Source organism: Desulfosoma sp., assembly GCA_037481875.1.
GTDB lineage: Bacteria > Desulfobacterota > Syntrophobacteria > Syntrophobacterales > DSM-9756 > Desulfosoma.
Window position 1 is genome coordinate 153206 of the sequence record JBBFKY010000007.1, and the last position, 19030, is coordinate 172235.

The 19030-nt window shown below is 50.0% G+C and carries 18 protein-coding genes; all 18 read right to left on the reverse strand.

Translation table 11 applies throughout. The features are described 5' to 3' along the window. Positions 1–3: 3 nt before the first annotated feature. Positions 4–1290 carry an O-antigen ligase family protein gene (locus WHS46_10855; GenBank protein MEJ5349171.1) on the reverse strand — a complete coding sequence of 429 codons (1287 nt, stop codon included), beginning with the start codon at positions 1288–1290 and terminating at the stop codon, positions 4–6. A gap of 251 nt (positions 1291–1541) precedes the next feature. Beyond that, a complete protein-coding gene (locus WHS46_10860; protein ID MEJ5349172.1) occupies positions 1542–2288 on the reverse strand; it encodes a hypothetical protein in 747 nt (248 codons plus the stop codon). 64 nt (positions 2289–2352) lie between these two features. After that, a complete protein-coding gene (locus tag WHS46_10865) occupies positions 2353–3834 on the reverse strand; it encodes a lipopolysaccharide biosynthesis protein (GenBank protein MEJ5349173.1) in 1482 nt (493 codons plus the stop codon). Between the two features lie 263 nt (positions 3835–4097). Further along, entirely contained in the window at positions 4098–4376 is a 279-nt protein-coding gene (locus WHS46_10870; protein ID MEJ5349174.1) for a hypothetical protein, read from the reverse strand. A gap of 16 nt (positions 4377–4392) precedes the next feature. Further along, entirely contained in the window at positions 4393–4983 is a 591-nt protein-coding gene (locus WHS46_10875; protein MEJ5349175.1) for a hypothetical protein, read from the reverse strand. A gap of 150 nt (positions 4984–5133) precedes the next feature. After that, positions 5134–6384, reverse strand: coding sequence for a pyridoxal-dependent decarboxylase, exosortase A system-associated (locus WHS46_10880; GenBank protein ID MEJ5349176.1), 1251 nt, complete (start codon positions 6382–6384; stop codon positions 5134–5136). Between the two features lie 24 nt (positions 6385–6408). Continuing rightward, positions 6409–7995, reverse strand: coding sequence for an acyl-CoA ligase (AMP-forming), exosortase A system-associated (locus WHS46_10885; GenBank protein MEJ5349177.1), 1587 nt, complete (start codon positions 7993–7995; stop codon positions 6409–6411). Positions 7996–8020: 25 nt separating this feature from the next. Beyond that, complete coding sequence (locus WHS46_10890; protein MEJ5349178.1) at positions 8021–8275, reverse strand: acyl carrier protein; 255 nt, start codon at positions 8273–8275, stop codon at positions 8021–8023. Positions 8276–8335: 60 nt separating this feature from the next. Next, positions 8336–9403: a hypothetical protein gene (locus WHS46_10895; GenBank protein ID MEJ5349179.1), complete on the reverse strand. Its 1068-nt coding sequence runs from the start codon at positions 9401–9403 to the stop codon at positions 8336–8338. A 14-nt stretch (positions 9404–9417) separates the two neighbouring features. Beyond that, positions 9418–10371 carry a polysaccharide deacetylase family protein gene (locus tag WHS46_10900; protein ID MEJ5349180.1) on the reverse strand — a complete coding sequence of 318 codons (954 nt, stop codon included), beginning with the start codon at positions 10369–10371 and terminating at the stop codon, positions 9418–9420. Positions 10372–10442: 71 nt separating this feature from the next. Next, positions 10443–11141 (reverse strand): glycosyltransferase family 4 protein, encoded by a 699-nt coding sequence (locus WHS46_10905; GenBank protein ID MEJ5349181.1) that lies wholly within the window; start codon positions 11139–11141, stop codon positions 10443–10445. Between the two features lie 18 nt (positions 11142–11159). Next, the gene (locus WHS46_10910) at positions 11160–11603 is read right to left on the reverse strand and encodes a hypothetical protein (protein ID MEJ5349182.1); all 444 of its coding nucleotides are present in this window, start codon (positions 11601–11603) and stop codon (positions 11160–11162) included. A gap of 231 nt (positions 11604–11834) precedes the next feature. Further along, positions 11835–13094 carry a TIGR03087 family PEP-CTERM/XrtA system glycosyltransferase gene (locus WHS46_10915; protein ID MEJ5349183.1) on the reverse strand — a complete coding sequence of 420 codons (1260 nt, stop codon included), beginning with the start codon at positions 13092–13094 and terminating at the stop codon, positions 11835–11837. Between the two features lie 273 nt (positions 13095–13367). After that, entirely contained in the window at positions 13368–14414 is a 1047-nt protein-coding gene (locus tag WHS46_10920) for a FemAB family XrtA/PEP-CTERM system-associated protein (GenBank protein MEJ5349184.1), read from the reverse strand. A 472-nt stretch (positions 14415–14886) separates the two neighbouring features. Continuing rightward, on the reverse strand, positions 14887–16185 hold the full coding sequence (locus WHS46_10925; GenBank protein ID MEJ5349185.1) for a TIGR04063 family PEP-CTERM/XrtA system glycosyltransferase: 1299 nt from the start codon (positions 16183–16185) through the stop codon (positions 14887–14889). A gap of 75 nt (positions 16186–16260) precedes the next feature. After that, positions 16261–17373: a UDP-N-acetylglucosamine 2-epimerase (non-hydrolyzing) gene (wecB, locus tag WHS46_10930; GenBank protein ID MEJ5349186.1), complete on the reverse strand. Its 1113-nt coding sequence runs from the start codon at positions 17371–17373 to the stop codon at positions 16261–16263. 214 nt (positions 17374–17587) lie between these two features. After that, positions 17588–18037, reverse strand: coding sequence for a VanZ family protein (locus WHS46_10935; protein ID MEJ5349187.1), 450 nt, complete (start codon positions 18035–18037; stop codon positions 17588–17590). 64 nt (positions 18038–18101) lie between these two features. Next, entirely contained in the window at positions 18102–18854 is a 753-nt protein-coding gene (locus WHS46_10940) for a polysaccharide deacetylase family protein (GenBank protein ID MEJ5349188.1), read from the reverse strand. Positions 18855–19030 lie beyond the last annotated feature (176 nt).

The following is a 19030-nucleotide window of genomic DNA, read 5'->3' on the forward strand; positions in this document are numbered from 1 at the left end:
TCCTTACCGTCCGATACTGTCACGGCCTTCTTCTTTTCCGTAAAGTTTCCATGCGTTTTCAAAGCATATTGGCAAAGCCAGAAGAATCCATAACATTTCAGTGTAAAGATTGCTATGGGTCATCATATATCCTAATAAGTAGATAATAAATGTTGCTTCCAAAGGAATAGCCCAAAAGAGAATATCCTCCCCTTTTGTGTCCCATTTTTTAACGAGTCGAATGATTCGTTGCGTTTGGAACACTGCCTTGGTGATGATAACGAGAAACAGACCGATTCCCAAAACACCCAGTTCACTATAGCACAGAACGTAGCTATTATGAGCGTCTCTTCCTGCATGTTGCGGATCGTAGATCCCGATCATATGCTGAAAATTTTTCACTCCAACCCCTAGCGGGTGATCTTTGAAGATGAGAACAGAGGCCCTCCAGAATGCGAGACGACCGACTCGTCCCGCATCTTCCTGGGATTGAATGGTTTGCATCCTTTCCCAAAATTGCTTGTGGGCCAAACTGAAGAAAAGCACGGTTCCCAATAAAACGGCGACAATGATCCGAATTCTGGACCAACCAACCGTTCTGTACACTACCGCCGGCACCGCCAACACCATTCCCAGAAAAATACTCCTCGACTGTGTAAGAATGAGACCATTCAGCAGTATAGCCAGACCTATCGCGGCAAGCCCTTTCGCCCACCACGGCATTTTCAGGAACCGAAATCCCAGGTGGCAGATACAGAGCGCAAGAAAGGCCGCAAATCCGTTGGCCTCGTTGAAATCAACACCTCCGAAATTGTCCAACCTGCCGTCAAACATCGCTCCATAAAAGCGGCTTTGCCAGGCCAGTAAGATACCGCAGGCAATAAGGGTTGCCAGAACGATTCGATAGTTTCTCAGCGTGTTCACAACCCGAAGGAGAAAGAAAACAAAAATAAATACCTTAGTCATCTTTTCCAAATATTGACGCGCCTCATCGTGGACTCCAACGCCGAAAACGAATGAAACGAACCAACAGAGAGCTAAAAAGAGGTACAATTCAAACTCTCTTAAGGAAATTTTCCATTGAAGCTTATGAGGATGCGAAAACGTCGCGGCAGCCACAACAACGGCGGCGATCAGAGAGGGCCGAGGTAGAAACTGGCCGATACGAAGCGCCCACCAGACATCAGGGTTATAAAGTGTGTAAACAATGAGATACCCCGCAATACTCCAAATGGGATCTTTCACCAGACCCATCACCAAAAGGCTAAAAATAACAGCCATAATGAATAAGGGGGTTAGTCCAATCTCCATATGCGATCACGCTATCGATTCACACATAGAGGACAGCCGTACACAAAACTTGTCCACACACGTGAGTCCGCCGACGCATATTAATCAGTAAAAATGCTCTATTCTCTCAATCATATGATCACCTGCCGTCCAGCCCTTCACAATCCTGAATTTCTCAGAACATGCCGTTCCCTGTTCTGACAGATAGAGCTATTTTGTACGAAGGCTCTCTTCCACATGCTAGCTCCTTCAACCCCAAGGGGGCGGCCCCTTCATAGCTTGACTTGTGGAAAGCGCACATATTCATTGCGAACGTATCGAAAGTACAAATACAATATATGGTTCTTGAGAATCTCGCTCGTCCCGTACTTTTTTCTCCTCAACGGACCCCGATAGATTGCATTGAGATCATCTTTGTTCAAATGGAGATCCAGAAATGCCCCCAACCTCGCCAGAAAGCCGTCAGGATCCAACATGAGGTCCTCAAAGGTGCAAAAAAAACATTTAAAGCCACACTCTTTCAAAAACGCCTCGGTACTTTTCCTATAATTTTCATTGATCGCTATAATTTCTTTTAAAGAAACAATAACACGACGTTTGATCATGCTGACAAATTCCTGGAGCGGATCCCGGGTTGTAAAAAGAAATTTGCAGTCACTGAAATCGGCTAGCTGAGACCAGAAATGAATCGTGTAACACAATCGAGGGTCCTTCCACAGCCAAGGACGATGGGCATTGCAAGTTTCCACAAACTGACGGTACGGTTCAACGGCAATCTTTGACGACAGTTCTCGGATGCGCGTAATCGAAGGAGGAGGTAAATCCATGCAATCCTTTAGGGGAAACCCGGCTGACCTTAAAATTTCCATGTTTAATTCGACCAACCGTTCATTTTCATATGTTTCGAAATGAAGTTTCCGTGTTGCATTGCCGACCCAGAAGCCCTTTCTGGCAATAAGACCCGCAAGTACCGAGCTTCCTCCGCCTCCTGAGGTGAAAATCATCACGTTAGATCGCATGCTCTGCCCTCGTTTTTAAAGGCCCTTGACTCCACGCGTCAGCCCAAAGATCCATTTCAGGCGTTCAACTTTCTCTTGTATTTTGACGCCCTAAGACCTTCGCCCACAAAAATCCCCTGAAAATTCCTTGAACATCTTTCATGAATTCCCGGTCGAAAATCAGAAAAAAAAGGACATAAACACAACCACCAAACAAGACGAGGAAACTTGAGCCGGATAAGCTATTTCGAAGGATTGGAACAACATTTTGGAAGGTGAGAACAGCCAATGCCATGCCGAGAGATCCAACAATCGAGATTGAAGCAGTCTTGAAAAATTCCAGTAGACTTGATTGGATCAGGTTCAAAGATCCCCGCAGGAAGAAGACAAATACCAGTGGGTAAATTGTAACCCACACAGCCGCAACCCCCACAAGACCGAATCTCACGGCGACCAAAAATCCTCCTGTCAGCGCCACTGCGGCCACCAAGGAGAAGGCTAGATTCCTGTTCGGTTTTCCCACGGCATTGTTAAGTGATACTAGGTTCCCAACAAGTGCTTCCGGGATGGAAGCAAAACACATGATTTGGAAAATGGGAACAACCGCCAACCATCTCTCCCCGAGAATCATTCGAAAAGCCTCGTGTGCCATGACGGCAGCTCCAAGAAAAATAGGCAAAGCTAAAAATAAAATATAGCGGCTGATTTTTAGAAAGTAATCTTTCAAGCGCAACAAGTCGTTTTGTAGCTCCGCATACACCGGAAAAGAAACCTGGTTCAGTAAAACGATACCTCGATCAATAGGGATCCTCGAAAACTCGAGAGCCACCCTGTAGTATCCAAGCAATTCGGCACCCAGGAATTTGCCAATAATGATGTTGTCACACTTCGTTGCCGCATACCGGAAGAATCGAAAACCCGTAACCGAAAGTGAAAAGGTGAGAATGGACCGCAGTGCCGACAGCCTAAACATAAGCTTGGGGCGCCATGGAAAGTACCCATAAAGAAAAACACAGAAAAAGAAATTAAAAAAAACGAATCGCAAAGCCAGAGCCAAAACACCTAAACCTTTAAGTGCAAGCACAAGAGTAATGATTGTGCTAGGAATCGCCGCCCACATGGTTGCTTTCGCCCTTTTTGAGAAGTCCAACTTTTTTGTCAGCAACCAAAAGGGAACGCCTGAAACTCCTTGAAAAACCAATCCTAACATCATGATTCTCACCAAAAACGTCAGCTGCTCACTCTGATAAAAGGCTGCAACCGCTTTCGCCAAAAACCACGAGATCGCATACCAGAATGTGATTCCTCCTAACATGAACCAAAAACACGAATGGGTTTCTTCCTCCGTAAGATCCGCTTTTTGAAGAATCGCAAAGCCAATATTGAAGTCATAAAAAATTTCAATAATGCTTACATAGGACATTCCCATAGCCACCAAGCCGAAATCCTGCGGAGAGAGAATCCGTACAAGAAGGAGGGAAACCGCCCATGTGATGATCAGGCTCACCAACCTGCTTGAGCCAAACCACATGATACTATTAATAGCTCTATGTTTTAAGGACTCCATCCAACTTCCTGATTGGGCTCATTCCATATAGATCCCCACATGGATCAGCGCGGCCGTATTTCGTGCGACGGGTCTTGGTATGAACCACCCCCAAACCTAATTATCTTTCCCGTCGGGTCCTTTTGCCGAAGCTCCCCTTTATGATAAAAAGTGAACCCAACCTCTTTCATTGCCTCAAAACCATTTTTAATAACGACAATGTTCCTATGGCCTCTTTCCATGAGTTTGATCGCGGCATTCACACTGAAGCCTTCAATCTCCCCTCACTCACAATAAAGTCCCAGCAGCTTGTCTTTTGGCAGGGAGACATGTCCTTTGTCAATTCGATCAGCACTTACATATAAAGCTCCAGGAATGGAAGCGTGCTTTTTACTCGCTCCTGGATGAACGTCGATAAGAATGATTTTCCCTTGCTGGAAAAGAGCATAAGCCTGCTGCGCCGTGATATGGGGAACTCGGCGTTTCTTGTTCTCGTTGGTTTCCCGCGCCAAAGCAGGTGAGCAAACCGCAAATATAAGAACCAGAATGACAAGCAAGCGCATCCTACTGTTCATTGTTTCATCCCTCCGGTTTGTTAAAAAACTCGATTAAATCGGCCAAATAAATCTTTTTGCGACGGCTCTGGTCGTGAAGGGACATTTTCTTTTGGATCAAATCCACACAAATCTGTTTATTCCACAATTTAATAAAAGCTAGGTTCCCTATCACCTTACCTCCCAGTCGTTTGTGGGCCTCAGTCGAGCGCCGATTGACCACCGCGATTCGGCTGAAGACCCACTGGACGTTTCGATCCGCCAGCCGGCGTAGCACCTGTTCCCAAAGAATAGCAAAGACCATTGTAAGCCGATGCTTGGGTAAAACCACGACGTCGAAATCCCACACGGAATTCGAAGGGAGGTGAATGTCACAGAACACAACATCCTCAATATAGAGATCGTAGGCCAGCCAGAGCTTTGCAACGGGCAGTCCGTCCCTTTTCAAAATAAAAGTCATGGTCTTTTGAGAGAAACGATATTGAATGGTCGTAAAGGGCGTCTCGAACACCAAGAGATCCGGCGCCGGTTCATGAAGGATTTCCAGCTGGAATCCATGTCTTAAGGCCTGAGGTATCTTAAGTCGTTCGACGGCCGAGACCGGCAGAACAAACAAGTGAAAATATTCCACGCCGCACTGAGAAGATATATATTTCAGAAGTCGGTCTAACCCATACAGGACGTATGGGATAAAACCATAATCATGGATACTTTGTTTAATTGTCTTTAAGAGGGACATCCCTTTATAGCATCATGGAATGAGGTCTCAATTTTCTATGACAACTTCGGCCGGCAGCGGGTGACTTAGAAATTGAAGGGGACTAGCTGTATAGCCGTAGGCACCGGAACAAAGTATGCCGATAAGGTCACCTTCATACAACGGCGGGAGGCTTATATTGGAACCTAGAACATCCAACGGTGTGCAAAGCGGACCGACAACGTCGACCTTTTCCCGTTGTTGTAGATCTGCAGCTTTGGGTGTCACGATAGGAAAATTTTTTCGAAGGATTTGTCCGAAATTTCCAGAAGCCGCCAAATGGTGGTTCATGCCCCCGTCGACGACGAGGAAAGTCTTGCCCCTGGAGACCTTCCGGTAAAGCACGCGAACGAGATAGATCCCGCTTTCGCCCACCAGGTAGCGGCCGAGTTCGAAGATAAACTGAGCCGCTGGAAACCGATGCCGGTACGCTTTTATAATTTCACTCACTCGGTTGCCCAATAACTCTAAATCGAGCTCCCGATCTCCATCGTAATAGGGAATTCCGAACCCACCACCCAGATTCAACCATTTCACCATTTCGGGTGCGTGTTGTGAAAACCTGGCTAACAAAGCCAGAGATCTTTCAATTGTTTCGGCTAGAACGTGGGGTTGCAGATTTTGGGAGCCCGCGTAGATATGAAAACCTTGGAAATCCAAAGGCAGCCCCTTGATTTTCTCCAAAACCTTGGGAATCAGTTCTGCATCAATCCCGAAAGGTTTTGGGCCTCCACCCATTTTCATACCCGAACCATGGAGTTCAAAGTCCGGATTGACTCGTATAGAAACTCGAGGACGCGGACGGTCGTGTGATGACAGTTCGGCCAATATTTCCAGTTCCCTTAACGATTCCACATTGATGGAACCGATCCCGAGTTCCACGGCATGAAGCAGTTCATCGCGGCGTTTTCCCGGTCCGGCGAAGCTGATCTCTCCCGGATTCGCCCCCGCTTGAATGACGGCCTTTAGTTCGCCGCAGGAAGCCACGTCAAAGCCGTCCACCATGGGCACCATAGCCTTTAAGAGGGCAGGATTGGGATTGGCCTTCACTGCATAGAAAAGCTTCACATCGCTGGGAAAGGCACTGCGGAAACGACTGATTTTCTTTCGAACCACCTGAAAGTCATAGACATAGAGCGGTGTCCCGTATTCGGTGGCCCATGATTCCAGAGGCCGTCCGCCGATAAGTATTCGGCCGTCCCTTACGTCAAAATAATTCAGAATACTCTCGACAGTGGATGATACGTTTTCTTGCTTCATCAGCGAATTCTTTCGGTAGGCTTTTCAGGATTTGGTGGATTCTTCAGCCCGAAGACGCGCCACATCGATCTTTCCTGTCGGGGTTCGCGGCAGTTCCCGTCTTATTTCCACGTAACGCGGCAACATGAAAACAGGCAGCTTTTCGGCGCAATAGGCTCGAACCTCTTCTTCGCTGAGGGATTCCCCGTCCTGAGGCACCACGAACACCTTGACGCTTTGTCCACGAATAGGGTCGGGAACCCCGATGGCTGCAGCCAGTTTCACCCGTCCTCCTTCATAAAGCACGTCTTCAATCTCGGACGGACTGATACGATGCCCATGACACTTGATCATGTGGTCGTCTCGTCCCACAAAATAGAGATAACCTTCGTCATCTTTTTTCACCAAGTCCCCGGAATAGACGACTCGTTCCATCTGCGCGAGTCCCTCCGGCAGAAAAGGATGGGGGCGAAACACCTTTTCGGTCTTCTCACGATCCCCCCAATAGCCAAGAGACACGGTAGGGCCTCGATGCACCAATTCACCCACTTCGCCTGGGGCGCACAGGCGGCCGTCCTTGCTCACCACCAGGATCTCACATCCTGGAATTGCTTTTCCGATGGAAGTCGGCCGAGCATCGATTTCTTCAGGAGGCAGATATGTGGAACGAAACGCTTCGGTGAGCCCGTACATCAGAAAAATTTCCGTTCCTGGAAAGACGTGTCGAAGTTGATCAATGGCGCTTGGCGGCAGAAAGCCGCCAGAATTGGTGATATAGCGAAGATGCGGGAACTTTTTCTTGAAAACCGGCGATCCTCGCTGAAGAAGAAGAAGCCAAATGGTGGGAATACCCGCAAATCCGGTTATTTGCTCTTGGATCAGCACATCCACCAATTCGCCAGGAAATCGAAAAGAGGTCATAACGTACGTCATCCCCAAAAGGGCACTGCAGGTCACCTGGTTCAAGCCGTAGTCGAAACTAAGTGGAAGCACTCCCAAGAGCCTGTCATCCGGGCGATTTCTTAAGTAGGATGTGACGATACGGGCCCCGGCCAGAAGGTTGTCATGGGATACCATCACACCCTTGGGACGGCCCGTGGATCCGGAAGTGTAAAGCAGCGCGGCAAGATCTAAACCGATGCAGCGGTCGGGCGACGGGACGGCTTTTCCGGACTCTGCTAAAACGGCATCCCAGGAAACGCACTTTATGGGAAGATTCTTGACCCACAGAGGAATTTCTCCCACCACGATGATCTGCTTCAGAAACGGCCAAGCCCCCAAAGAATTCCTTAACATTTCTAGGCGGTTTGAGTCGATGATCAGGGCGAAGGGCTCACAGTCTTTGGCAATGTGCTCAGCTTGTGGTGCCAGCAATAGAGAATTGATGGGTACGAAAACGCACCCTGCCTTGACAATGCTCCAAAAAGACAGAACCTGATCCAAACTGTGATCGAGGAAAACCGCCACACGGTCGCCTCGCTGTGCCCCAGAGTGCACGAGGGTCCAGGCTAAAGCGTCACTGTTCCTCTCGAGATCTCTATAGCACATGCTGATATTGTGCTGCTTAAGCGCCGTCTTCTCAGGAAACTGAGCGGCAGTTCGCCGCAGGCAATGGTGAATCAAATATTCCATGGGATCCCCTTGGGTTAAGCGTCAATCAATGACCGTTTCGTTTTCGTTCCACCAGCCGGCAAATGGCTTTCACAGAATCAAAGTTTTCAGGAACCAAGTCCTCTTCGGTAATCTCGATGCCATAGGTCTCCGCAAGATGGGTGACCAATTCCAGCACGCCCAGCGAATCGACGATTCCAGTCCGAAGCAGCGAGTCCTCTTCGGTGATCTTCTTGTGGCGGGCTTGAGGAAACTGCCGCACAATAAAATCCAAAAGATTTTGCATCAACACCTCTTTCATCGCTTCTCCTCTCTTCCACTTGGTCATGGTACCACACCGTTAAACGGTGCGCTCCTTTCGTCATGTGTCGGAATCACCTAACGTGAAGTACCAGGCGTCTTTGGAGAGCGGGACTATGGGACCCGAAGGCTCGTGTTTCGTAAACACGAAGACCTCAGAAAAATCCGGCCTTTGGAAAAACCCCGCTCGTTTTAAATAGTCACACCAAGGATTCGATTCCAGCAGAGTCGCCTCAACGCCTGCCGCCCCTTCATGATCAGCGTGAGTCAGCACGGCGGCCAGCATATTCCGCCGAATGCCAGGTCCGTTTTCGCAGAAAAGATCATAGATTTGTATTCTTGAAACCCCGGAAGATTCCGTTTTGATGTGAACCACTGCATACCCGCATAATCTTGCTTTTTTGAATAGTTTGATCAGGTGAAAGCGCCGCAGAGGGTTACGCCCGTAACGCCACTGAAGGTAGGGTGCGGCGCGACCGCCTCGAATCCGGTACTGCCCAGCCAACCGGCGGTCCAAGTCGGTAAAATCGGTGCCAAAGGCTTCGGGAACGGCAGGGCCTGTTTCGAAATCAAAATCGCGCCCGAGAAGCCTCAACGGGTAAAGTTTTTGCAATGCTTTGAAAGGAGTATTCCAGAGGTCTAAAAGCCTTTGCATCCGGTCAGGAGCGCCTCGGGCAATGTGAGCAAGACTTAGAGGTCTCACCAACCGAAAGAGGCAGCCGAGCGGAGCCACTTTCATCCAGCGATGTACGGCGGCCATGGACCGACTTGGAAAATCGTACGAAAACAGCGCTGATCCGTCGGAAAGGGGTGCAAGGGTCGCTCGATGGAGTTTGATGGCCGGCCCCAAACTTCGGTAGCTTTCAAGGATTGAAAAATCGGCTAAAACGTGAGCCAGCTCTGGCTTGCCCTCAACCCACATCCAGCGAGGAAGGGATGCCGCCGCACCTACAATTTGCCCCCTCTCATCGTCAACCAGAACCCACAAAGAGGCCGGTCCGGCTGGATTACGGCTGTAGAGCCAATCGAAACGTGCCGGCTCGGCGGGTTCCTGCCGCGTCTCATTGAAGACCGACATTACAGCATCGCGATCAGAAACCGCATCCGCCGGTCGCACTGTAAGCTTCATCGCCGCCTCTCCCCTTACGTCCCATCGCTTAACAAGGAGAACTCCCATGGTGGAGAACGCTTGAGCTCATAGATGGGCGTATGAAAATCGTTTGTTCCGGGTTCCGTGGTCACCGCACAAACAAAACCAAGTTTTTCAAGAAGCGCTGGTGTCTCCCGTGGATAATGGGATCTTCTCCCAAACGGATAAGCGAAGGTACTCACGGGAAGTCCCGTTTCCTGCCAAATGCGATCTCTTGAACGAGAGATTTCCTCCAGTAGCTTCGCTGCTCCCGTCGCTCGGAGCACAGGGTGGCTGACGGTATGGGCGCCGAACCTTATTCCATTGTTCGACATTTCGCGTACTTGATCCCATGTAAGCATGATATTTTCCAGCGGATCCATCAATGCCCCGCCCAGCCTTTCATGCAGCTCCTCTAAGATGTTTTTCCTTTTCTCATCCGGCATTTGTTGCACCCACGCCATGACCCGATCCGAGGCTTGCTTCCTGTGGAATGAATCCTTCAAGTTCAGTGAAACTCGGCCCCCTTCCATCTCCAAATCCAGACTCTCATGGGTTGTTTCCATAAAGAGCCGACGTAAGCCGATGAACCAAGGGAGACGGCCTGTATCCACGCACTCCGTAATGAGGAAAATCGTTGCGGGAAGACCCAATGCCTTTAACACCGGGTAAGCATTGGTGTAGTTATCCCGAAAACCGTCGTCAAAGGTGATGGCGATGCATCCCCTGACCGAACGCCCCTCCCGCAGTCGTCGTCCAAGTTCTTCCAATGGAAGAACCCGGTAATTGGCGGCAAGATGTTCCATTTCGCGCCGAAAAACATCCGTTTGCGTTTGAGGATAGAACCCGTTCAAGCTTGGAGTGATCATATGGTAGGCTAGAATACGACATCGGTTCCGGAGGTGCTCCAGGCGATACCCACGCCATCGAAAAGCCAGTCGTTTTAGTCCCGTCTTCAAAGAGCTCACTCTCGAAGATCTCCAAATGAAAAGATTTAACCTGTGCATGTGCACTATCCAGCCGAATTGCAACATTACGTTTAGGCACGTACATGGTGAAAGTCGCTTAAAACGGCACGAGGATTCTCCACCCAGGTGTAACGCGCAAAGACTTTAGACCTCGCCGCTTCCCCCAACCTTCGCCCTAATTCTCGGTCCTTCAAGACACGGAGAAGCTCTTTGCGAAACGCTTCTTGATTTTTGGGTGGAAACAGCAGCCCATCACGGCCGTGCTCCAGTACGGCCCGAATGGGACCGTCATCAACGGCCACGATGGGCTTGCCCATGGCCATGGATTCAAAAAGCTTCATGGGCGAGCCATGCGCATTGGAATCTGGAATCACAACAATGTCGGCAAGAAACAGGTAATGTGGAACTATCTCAGACGTGACAAAACCCGTGAAGGTGATGTGTTGCATTAGACCTTGAGCCTTTGCCTTCGATTCGATCTCCGAACGGGCCGGACCGTCACCGACCAGCAGCAGGTGGAGGTCTTCCGTTTTCAGCAAATCAGAAATGCTGTCCAAGAGAAAACCAAGTCCATACCAATGAACGAAGGCACCCGTCGTGCAGATTACTTTCTCATGATTTATGCCAAGAGCTTTTCTCGAAAAGACGCAGTTCCTGATTTTGAAACGTTCAGGATCAATGGCGTTCGGTGTGACTCGAATCTTTGATGCCGGGATTGAATGAACTTCCATCAACAACCTTTTAAAATGATCGGAAACAGTATAAATCATGGCGGCTCGAGGCACTATTCATCGTTCGATTTTATTTGCTAAGGCTTTGTTTACCAAGGGTCGTGAACGCCTAGCGACCGTAGCGTCATTGACTTCCAAAAACAACGGGATACCATAAATGCGTGACACAAGTGATCCAGCGAAGGAAAACAATGCGTCTCTCTCATAGATCAGGTGGGGTGCAGACTTTTTCAGTCTGAGACCCAGTCTTAACAAAACATAAATGTTATAAGCTAATTCTAAGATTTCGAAGAAAGCCTGGGGACCTCGTTCCGCAATTAAAGCGAGAGTCTTTGATCTCGGAGCTGAAGCATGCTGCCCTTGTTGGGTGTCGAGATGGACACCAGGCGGGTCTAACACATCAACATCACAGCCGAGCCTAGGCATACCTGAAACCATGCCTCGAATGTGTTTTCTCTCCGCCCAGCGACCTTGAGTCCGGTGATGATAGAAAATCTTCATTTTGAAGGCTCCCGGCTCAAAAGGATTTCAAGAAAAAAGTCATTCCCGCCTACGACGAAAGTGGGTGTTTTTGGTGCACTCTACAGGCTGCTCAACCATGTGCAGGCACAGTCTTACGCTCCTTTTGAGTTTCGTCATGTTAGCGTATCAGAGGCAAAACGGCATCAACCATTTCAAACTTCCCTACTCACGCCCTGAACCAAAGTTCTAAAGTGGAAAACGCCTTTACGATCAACTAGGCCTGGAAGACATCGTGTGATGCGACGCACGTGAAACCAAAGCTTCCAGTTTAGCCATTTCGTGTTTCCACGAATGATGCTTCAGCACGTAGTCTCTGGCATTGTATTCAAGGTGCCGTCGTTTTTCAGGATTTTCCACAATGTCGATCACAGCTTGGGCAAAGGCTTCGGCTCCATCGGCGCAGAGGATGTCTCGGTCGGGAACCGCTTTCAGGCCATCTAGAGCCTGCGATGTGGCCACCACGGCCTTTCCCGTTGCCATGGCTTCCAATACCTTGTTCTGGACACCCCGAGCCATCCGGAGTGGAGCGACCACACACACAGCGCTACGCAAATAGGGCCTCACATCAGGAACAAACCCCGTCACATGAATGCCGTAGGAGCCGCTCAGCCGACGAATTCTCGGGTGCGGGCGGCTTCCCACAACAGTAAAGCGCGCCCGGGGAAAGCGTTGGCGTATTCGGGGCCAAACCGTTTTCGCAAACCAGAGCACTCCATCCACATTAGCATGGTAATCCATGGCACCCACAAAAACGATGGTCGGCTCCCCTTTCTTCCAGGTGGTTTCCGGTCCGCCTTCATCCAAGGGACAAAAAAAATCCGTATCCACCCCGTTTCCCACAACCCAAGGGCAAAGGGCACCAGGGCTTTTTCGAAGGAACAATTCCCGTTCTGCTTCCGATACAAAGATAGAAACATCAAAAGACTCATGGACTTTTCGCTCATAGGCCCATAAGCGCCGGGACTCCTCCTTGTAAACCCAACGAAACGGAACGGGCGATCGCTTCGCGTACTGCGCCCATTTGTCTGAGTCTAGATCACAAAAGTCAATGATCTTTCGCACTTTTCCGCCCGGTTGCCACAACGTTTTTTTGTGGCGGCTGGAAAAAACATATTCCGCCATGGGAGACGAAAAACAAAGCACCGCGTCATATGTTCGACTTTCTAGGCATTCATCTACCCACCTCTGAAGCCGCGGGCTATAAAAATAAGAAACACTCAAGGGCATAGACCCTGGAAGCTGCAAAAGACATTTTAAACGCGCCTTCCAAGGCGTGAGAGGGACCGCCTGTACCGAACGACACCAGGTGCGCAAGGTTTCCACATGCTTCATGTCCTGTGGATCGTCGCAGAGGCAGCCCAAGTCCACTTCATGGCATTGGGCCAGATACCGCACTTCATGGTACGATCGAATTTTATCGCCCTTATTGGGTGGATAAGGGATGCGATGGGCAAGGTAAAGGATTCTCATCGTCAAGTTATGAAGTTGTGAAGTTGTGGAATCGTATAAAGGGCAAGTGGTGAAGTCGTGCATCGTAAATGGGAATAAAGAGAAATCGTGAAATTGTAAGCTGAGTCGCAGGCTTGCCGGCTAAGGGAAGGCGTAAGGTCGTCATCATGGACCTTTACTCTCGATTCTTTTGGACTCAAGCTAAAGTTCCCGGTCTCCTGTGCCATACTCCCTTAAAGGGCCTTGCCCTCCCCCTTCACCCGTTACAAGTTCATATTCTACGATTCCACGATTTCACGCCAAAAACCGAGCAATAGGCGGACCGGCGAGCCGCGTAAGCCAATGGGGAAGCCGCCGCCATAACTCGATCTTTCGCTGGTACTTTGGGTTGGCGGGACTCAGATCGGGAATGTCCTCGATACGGCTGAGCACATATTGGTACGCGAGAGGTTTGGGTTCAAAGCCCCAGTGGATTTTGAATGCATAGGAACCGGTGTCGATTTTGCTGCGACCGAAATCGAACCAACGGTATCCATGACTGCACGACCAGCGCATGAGGTCAAAGTACATGAAGTCGTTGGGAGCCAAGTGCCTGTACTCGGCAAGGGATCCGGCATAGTAAGGCATAACCACGTCCTTGTAAAAGAAGCTCAAAACCCCTGCGATAGGCAGACCTTCAGGGGTGTAAATAATTCGAATTTCGCAAGAGTCTTTAAAAGTATCCACAAGTTTTTGAAAGTAGCGATAGGAAAAGATGGGCGTGCCGAGGCGGTGAAAGTTGGTCGCCAAAAGGCTGTAGAAGGTGGGGAGAAGATCCCTTCCGGTGCGCGATACCAGCCCCGCCTTGATACCCACTCGAACCATCCTTCGCGATTTTCGAGGAATTGCCTGAAGATTTTTTTCTGGGTCAGAATGCATTTGCTTTCGAAAGGTCACGTAGCGATGTTTTGTCGGGAGGTTCCCGAAAGGTTTTTCATGACGCAGCTCTAAATAATCCAGCCCTTGCAATCGTACCATACGGGCGGCTTCGAAGATCAACCGCTCGGCCACTTCCGGAGTTTCCGCCAAGGCACCACCTTTTTCTGCAAAAGGAACGGAGCTCATGTAGTTTCCAAAGAGGGGGCTTCGAATGGAAAACAGCGGAAGCACCCCCACAATACGCCGCGGCCTTGCGGATCCTTTGGATTCTTCCGCGACAAGATAGTGGTCCCTATGTCCAAAGGATTCCGAGACCACTCTTTTCCATGCGGTCAGATGAAACAGGGTGCCGTCTGGATGGTTGAGAACAAAGAGGTCCCAAGCAACAGCATCTGAAGGTTGGTAAGGACGAATGAGAATCATGCCTGAATTCTCTCTCTCGTCTCAAAAGTTCATAAAAAAGACTTCCGAACGTTATCAGATCGTAACCCTGGAGCCTATGGCCTGACTTGGATAGCAGTATGCCATTTTGGAATCGTGATTTTCTCTAGCAGTCAAAGGCAGGTATCACGGCGGCCTTCATAAAAGGGCTCCAACGTCGTCAACAATTTAGATCGTCCGACGCAAAAACCTTAAAACGCAAAACCACTGCCCTCTAGATCGACGCTTTTCCACCTTCCCCATTTCACCATTCAGATACAAACTGTTACGGCGATCAGCAGGGGTGATAATCTGCAATTTGCTGCGTCAAGGTTGCAATGACAAACGGAGAGAAAAAAACATAAGCACTAAATTGAGAATAAATTCTCCCCGTTAATCAAAAGATTGCGAATATCCACGCTCATGGGATCTGGTGAAGCAGGACTGCTTTTGATCATAAGCGAGTTGTTAACCGTCACAACGCCGCCATCTTTCTTTTCAACGAGGCTCCATCGCTGAGCAATTTTTGGTATAAGTTGAAATATAAATGAGCATTGTGTTGCCAGGTTCTGTTGCTATAAACCCAGCGCTTGGCCTCTTGCGTCAGGAAAGCTGACAAATCCGGCTTTGAGAAAAGAGTGAAGATTTTTTCCGCCAAGGCTTGAGAACTTCCAGCTCTAAAAAGGAGGCCTGTTTCACCGTCCCGAATCAGCTCTTTGTGGCCTCCCACATCACTGGCAATGACAGCAACACCCATGGCCATGGCTTCAAGGGGCTTTAGGGGCGTCACCAGTTCAGTCAGACGCATGGATTTGCGCGGCAATACCAAGGCATCACAGGCGGCATAGGCAGCGGGAACCTCATTGTGCGGAATCCTTCCGGCAAAATTTACGACCCCTTCTACATCCAATTCACGAGCAAGGCACCGAAGCGCATCTTCTTCCGGACCGCCTCCAATGAGTAAGGCACGAATTTGACTCCCTTTTATTGGGAATTGGGTAAAGGCACGAAAAAGCAAATCCAAACCCTCGTAGTGATAAAACGAACCGATAAAAGCTACGACGAAGTCGTTCGGCCGGAATCCCCAACGGGCTCTTAAAGCTTCATCTCGGGGAAGGGACTGAAGCTCGGCGGGGTCTATGGCGTTGGGCACCACCGTTATTTTCGTGGAAGGTATTCCTCGAGCCAAAAGATCAGAGCGAAGACCCTCGCAGATGGTGACTACGGCATCGGCCGTTCGGCACGCGAGCGTTTCCAAAGCACGAATTAATCGATATCGAAAGCCCCATTCTCGGTGTGTGCCATGATCGACTGCAGCATCTTCCCAAAAGGCACGAATTTCGTAAACCACCGGAATTCCGTATCGACGGCCGATTGCGAAAGCCGGAAAGGCGTTCAGAACAGGACTGTGTACGTGAAGGATGGCGGGCCGCCTGGATTTCACCAACCGATCGAGTTCACGTCTCATGCGGCCCATGATGCGCCATTCGTATAGGAAGGGTGAAACCTTTTTGATCTTGCCGCTTCGAAAATAGCAGACGCTATCGTAAATTTCCGAGGATGTTAAGGCACTTGGCGCTGACTCCTCATGCTTTGGAGACGTGAGCACAATCGGTTCAAATCCCACATTCCGAAGACATCGAAGGATATTACGGCTGCGATATGTGTATCCCGTCTGCACCGGTAGGCTGTGGTCCAGCACATGAAGGACGGTCCGGGGAAACTCAGAGAAGATGCAACCCCTGAAAGCCCTGAAGGATGTGTCAGCGCCCATTCCAGTCCCTTTTCTTCCTCTGCGGTTAAATACCCGGCACCGAAGTCAGGCGGTTTTCAAGGCAACCCGAAAGTTTTAAGGTTCTGCCGAGCCATAATGGGTCAAAGCATTCAAGACGCGTTCAGCCGTTCGGCCATCCCACAAGTCGGGTACCCGACCGAAACGGCTTGGTTTTTCCAGAAGATCCTTGATGTCCGCCCATAAGGTCGCCGGTGACGTGAGCCGATTGCTTCCTTCGGTGACCGTAACGGGCCGCTCCGTGTTGGGCCGCAAAGTTAGGCAGGGTGTACGGAAATAGGTGGTCTCTTCTTGAAGACCTCCGGAATCCGTCAGGACGAACCGAGCGTTTTCCGCAAGACACAGGCTGTCGTGGTAACCGACGGGATCCACCACTTGGAAGTGCGGGCCGGTATTCAAACGGATGCCGAAGGCTTCCATGTTCTTTCGCGTTCTTGGATGCATGGGAAAGATCACGGGAAAGGATCGTGAGAGATCCATAAGATCGTTCAGGATTCCCCGTAAAATGTCCGGCTGGTCCACGTTGGAAGGCCGATGCAGCGTCACGTACACATAACGGCCGGGATCCACACCGAAGCGTTCGTAAGTTCGACACGAACGCGCCTTGTCCAGGTTGGCCACCAGCGTGTCGATCATGATGTTTCCTACGCGATGAATTCGTGTTTCCGGCACCCCTTCCCGAAGAAGATTGCTATCCGCATCCGGAGATGGTGTGAGCAGCAGATCCGCCAAGGCATCGGTGACAACTCGATTGATTTCTTCCGGCATAGTGCGATCGAAACTTCGAAGTCCGGCTTCCACATGGGCCACCCGAATCCCTAGCTTGGCGGCCACCAGAGTGCAGGCCATAGTGGAATTCACATCGCCCACCACCACAACCCAGTCAGGCCTGTGCTCCAGGCACACGTCTTCAAAACGGGCCATAATCGCCGCCGTCTGCTTGGCATGCGATCCGGACCCCACTTCGAGGTTGATGTCGGGTTCGGGAATTCCTAGTTCACGAAAAAAGACTTCCGACATCATCACATCGTAATGCTGGCCCGTATGCACCAGAATGGGTGACAAAACCCCGTTGCCGGATACGGATTCGTTCCAGCGCCGAATGGCGTGCATGATGGGAGCCACCTTCATGAAATTGGGTCTGGCCCCGGCAATAATGCTGATCCTCACGACCCAAAAACCTCCATACTAAACTTCCCCACTTTTACGCCCTCCCCGTTCAAGGCTTCCCCTTTGACCATCTCCCGATTCACCACTTCCCGTCTCACGCCTTCCGGATTGACAATCTCCGGATCACGAACTCCCGATTCACGATTTCCCGATTCAAGACCTTTCGCTTCACGACTTCACGTTTTCAAAACTTGCGCATATACCTTTTCCCAATTCACGACTTCCCCATTGACGATTTCTCAATTGACGACCTCACGACTTCAAGCCCCTGCCAGAGGGCAAGACCCCCCACAATACCCACCACGTTGAAAAGAAGGTCCGTCAGGGATCCGTAACGGCCTGGAACAAAGGCTTGGGCTGTTTCCAGAATACCACTGTAAAGGACGGTGCTTATTCCCACTGCGATAAATGTCAAAACGCGACGTCTCTTGCCGGCGTCCATGAAGGTCTGAAGTGCGATCAACGACAACAAGCCGAAACACGGAATATGCATGAGGTTTTGGACATTCGCCGAAATATTCACCAGGAATCTTGGGGTCCAGGCATGGGAATCCATCGGCGCCAAAGCAAGGACAGTGAGCACCCCTAAGTAAACAATCAAAACAATGCCCCATGTACGCCTGGACAAGTTCACTTGCCGGATCTCACAAAGAGCCTCCAGCATCCCATGCCCCATGTACGCCTGGACAAGTTTAAGCTCCCGTTTTGTGGCGCATGAACCACCGATTTCATAAGTTCAAATAACTGGTGCAACTCATGAACCGGCAATTTCCAAAGCGCATGATGAGCCGAAGCAAGCGTGCGGCGGTGCGGGACAGGTTGACGTAGTGACGAAAACGACTCACCGGATCGACACCGCAGACTCGAGGCTGCATCGGGTCGCATTCCCACGGGTGCATGTAAAAAACGTAGGCCCCTTGAGATCGAAGGATTTTGGAAACGCCCGCAGCAAAAAGATCAAAAGGTACCAGACGAAAATAACCGCCGCCAGCCCACGGCAGTGTCCGCCCTAAAATTTTAAGATTGCTTACCGGAAGCTCATAAAATTTGGGCTGCACTTCGTAGGCGATGCCCCTTCGCGTTCCGTTCAGGGTCAGAGTGCCGTAGCGAGGGTTCAATCCAAAAGAATTGTAGCTGGAATCGTATCGGTACCCAGCTTCTTCTACCTGTTCGAGGATTCTGTCTGAAATGGAAAAGCCCGGAGCCCGATAGCCCAAAACGGGACTCCCGAGAATGTCTTCCAATAAAGCTTTGCTGCGCATTAAGTCCTCTTGTAAATCGCACGGTTTTTCGTGCACACAGAGGCGATGCCAGTATCCGTGAGAAGCCACTTCATGCCCGCGACGGTGTATTTCATGCACCAGCTGAGGAAACCTTTCCGCCACAGAACCCAACACGAAAAAGGTGGCTTTCACGGGTCGACCCAAACAACGTTCCCCTTCCTCCAGCACATCCAAAAGCGTGGCTGTACTTCGATCCACCCGCCAGCATTGACGATTCCAGGAGGAGGAAGGGAAAAGAGGGCGGAGGTTTTCTACTTGGAACCAATCTTCTATGTCAAAAGTAAGTAAAAAAGAAGTCATTGAGTCATTGAGTCATTGAGTCATTGAGTCATTGGGTCATTGGGTCATTGGGTCATTGGGTCATTGGGTCATTG

Coding starts and splice junctions, on each gene's coding strand:
- WHS46_10860 (MEJ5349172.1), bottom strand. CDS start 2,288: ATGCGATCTAACGTGATGATTTTCACCTCAGGAGGCGGAGGAAGCTCG.
- WHS46_10855 (MEJ5349171.1), bottom strand. CDS start 1,290: ATGGAGATTGGACTAACCCCCTTATTCATTATGGCTGTTATTTTTAGC.
- WHS46_10880 (MEJ5349176.1), bottom strand. CDS start 6,384: ATGAAGCAAGAAAACGTATCATCCACTGTCGAGAGTATTCTGAATTAT.
- WHS46_10870 (MEJ5349174.1), bottom strand. CDS start 4,376: ATGCGCTTGCTTGTCATTCTGGTTCTTATATTTGCGGTTTGCTCACCT.
- WHS46_10925 (MEJ5349185.1), bottom strand. CDS start 16,185: ATGGGCGCTGACACATCCTTCAGGGCTTTCAGGGGTTGCATCTTCTCT.
- WHS46_10935 (MEJ5349187.1), bottom strand. CDS start 18,037: ATGCTGGAGGCTCTTTGTGAGATCCGGCAAGTGAACTTGTCCAGGCGT.
- WHS46_10920 (MEJ5349184.1), bottom strand. CDS start 14,414: ATGATTCTCATTCGTCCTTACCAACCTTCAGATGCTGTTGCTTGGGAC.
- WHS46_10865 (MEJ5349173.1), bottom strand. CDS start 3,834: ATGGAGTCCTTAAAACATAGAGCTATTAATAGTATCATGTGGTTTGGC.
- WHS46_10890 (MEJ5349178.1), bottom strand. CDS start 8,275: ATGAAAGAGGTGTTGATGCAAAATCTTTTGGATTTTATTGTGCGGCAG.
- WHS46_10910 (MEJ5349182.1), bottom strand. CDS start 11,603: ATGAAGATTTTCTATCATCACCGGACTCAAGGTCGCTGGGCGGAGAGA.
- WHS46_10885 (MEJ5349177.1), bottom strand. CDS start 7,995: ATGGAATATTTGATTCACCATTGCCTGCGGCGAACTGCCGCTCAGTTT.
- WHS46_10905 (MEJ5349181.1), bottom strand. CDS start 11,141: ATGATTTATACTGTTTCCGATCATTTTAAAAGGTTGTTGATGGAAGTT.
- WHS46_10895 (MEJ5349179.1), bottom strand. CDS start 9,403: ATGAAGCTTACAGTGCGACCGGCGGATGCGGTTTCTGATCGCGATGCT.
- WHS46_10915 (MEJ5349183.1), bottom strand. CDS start 13,094: ATGAGAATCCTTTACCTTGCCCATCGCATCCCTTATCCACCCAATAAG.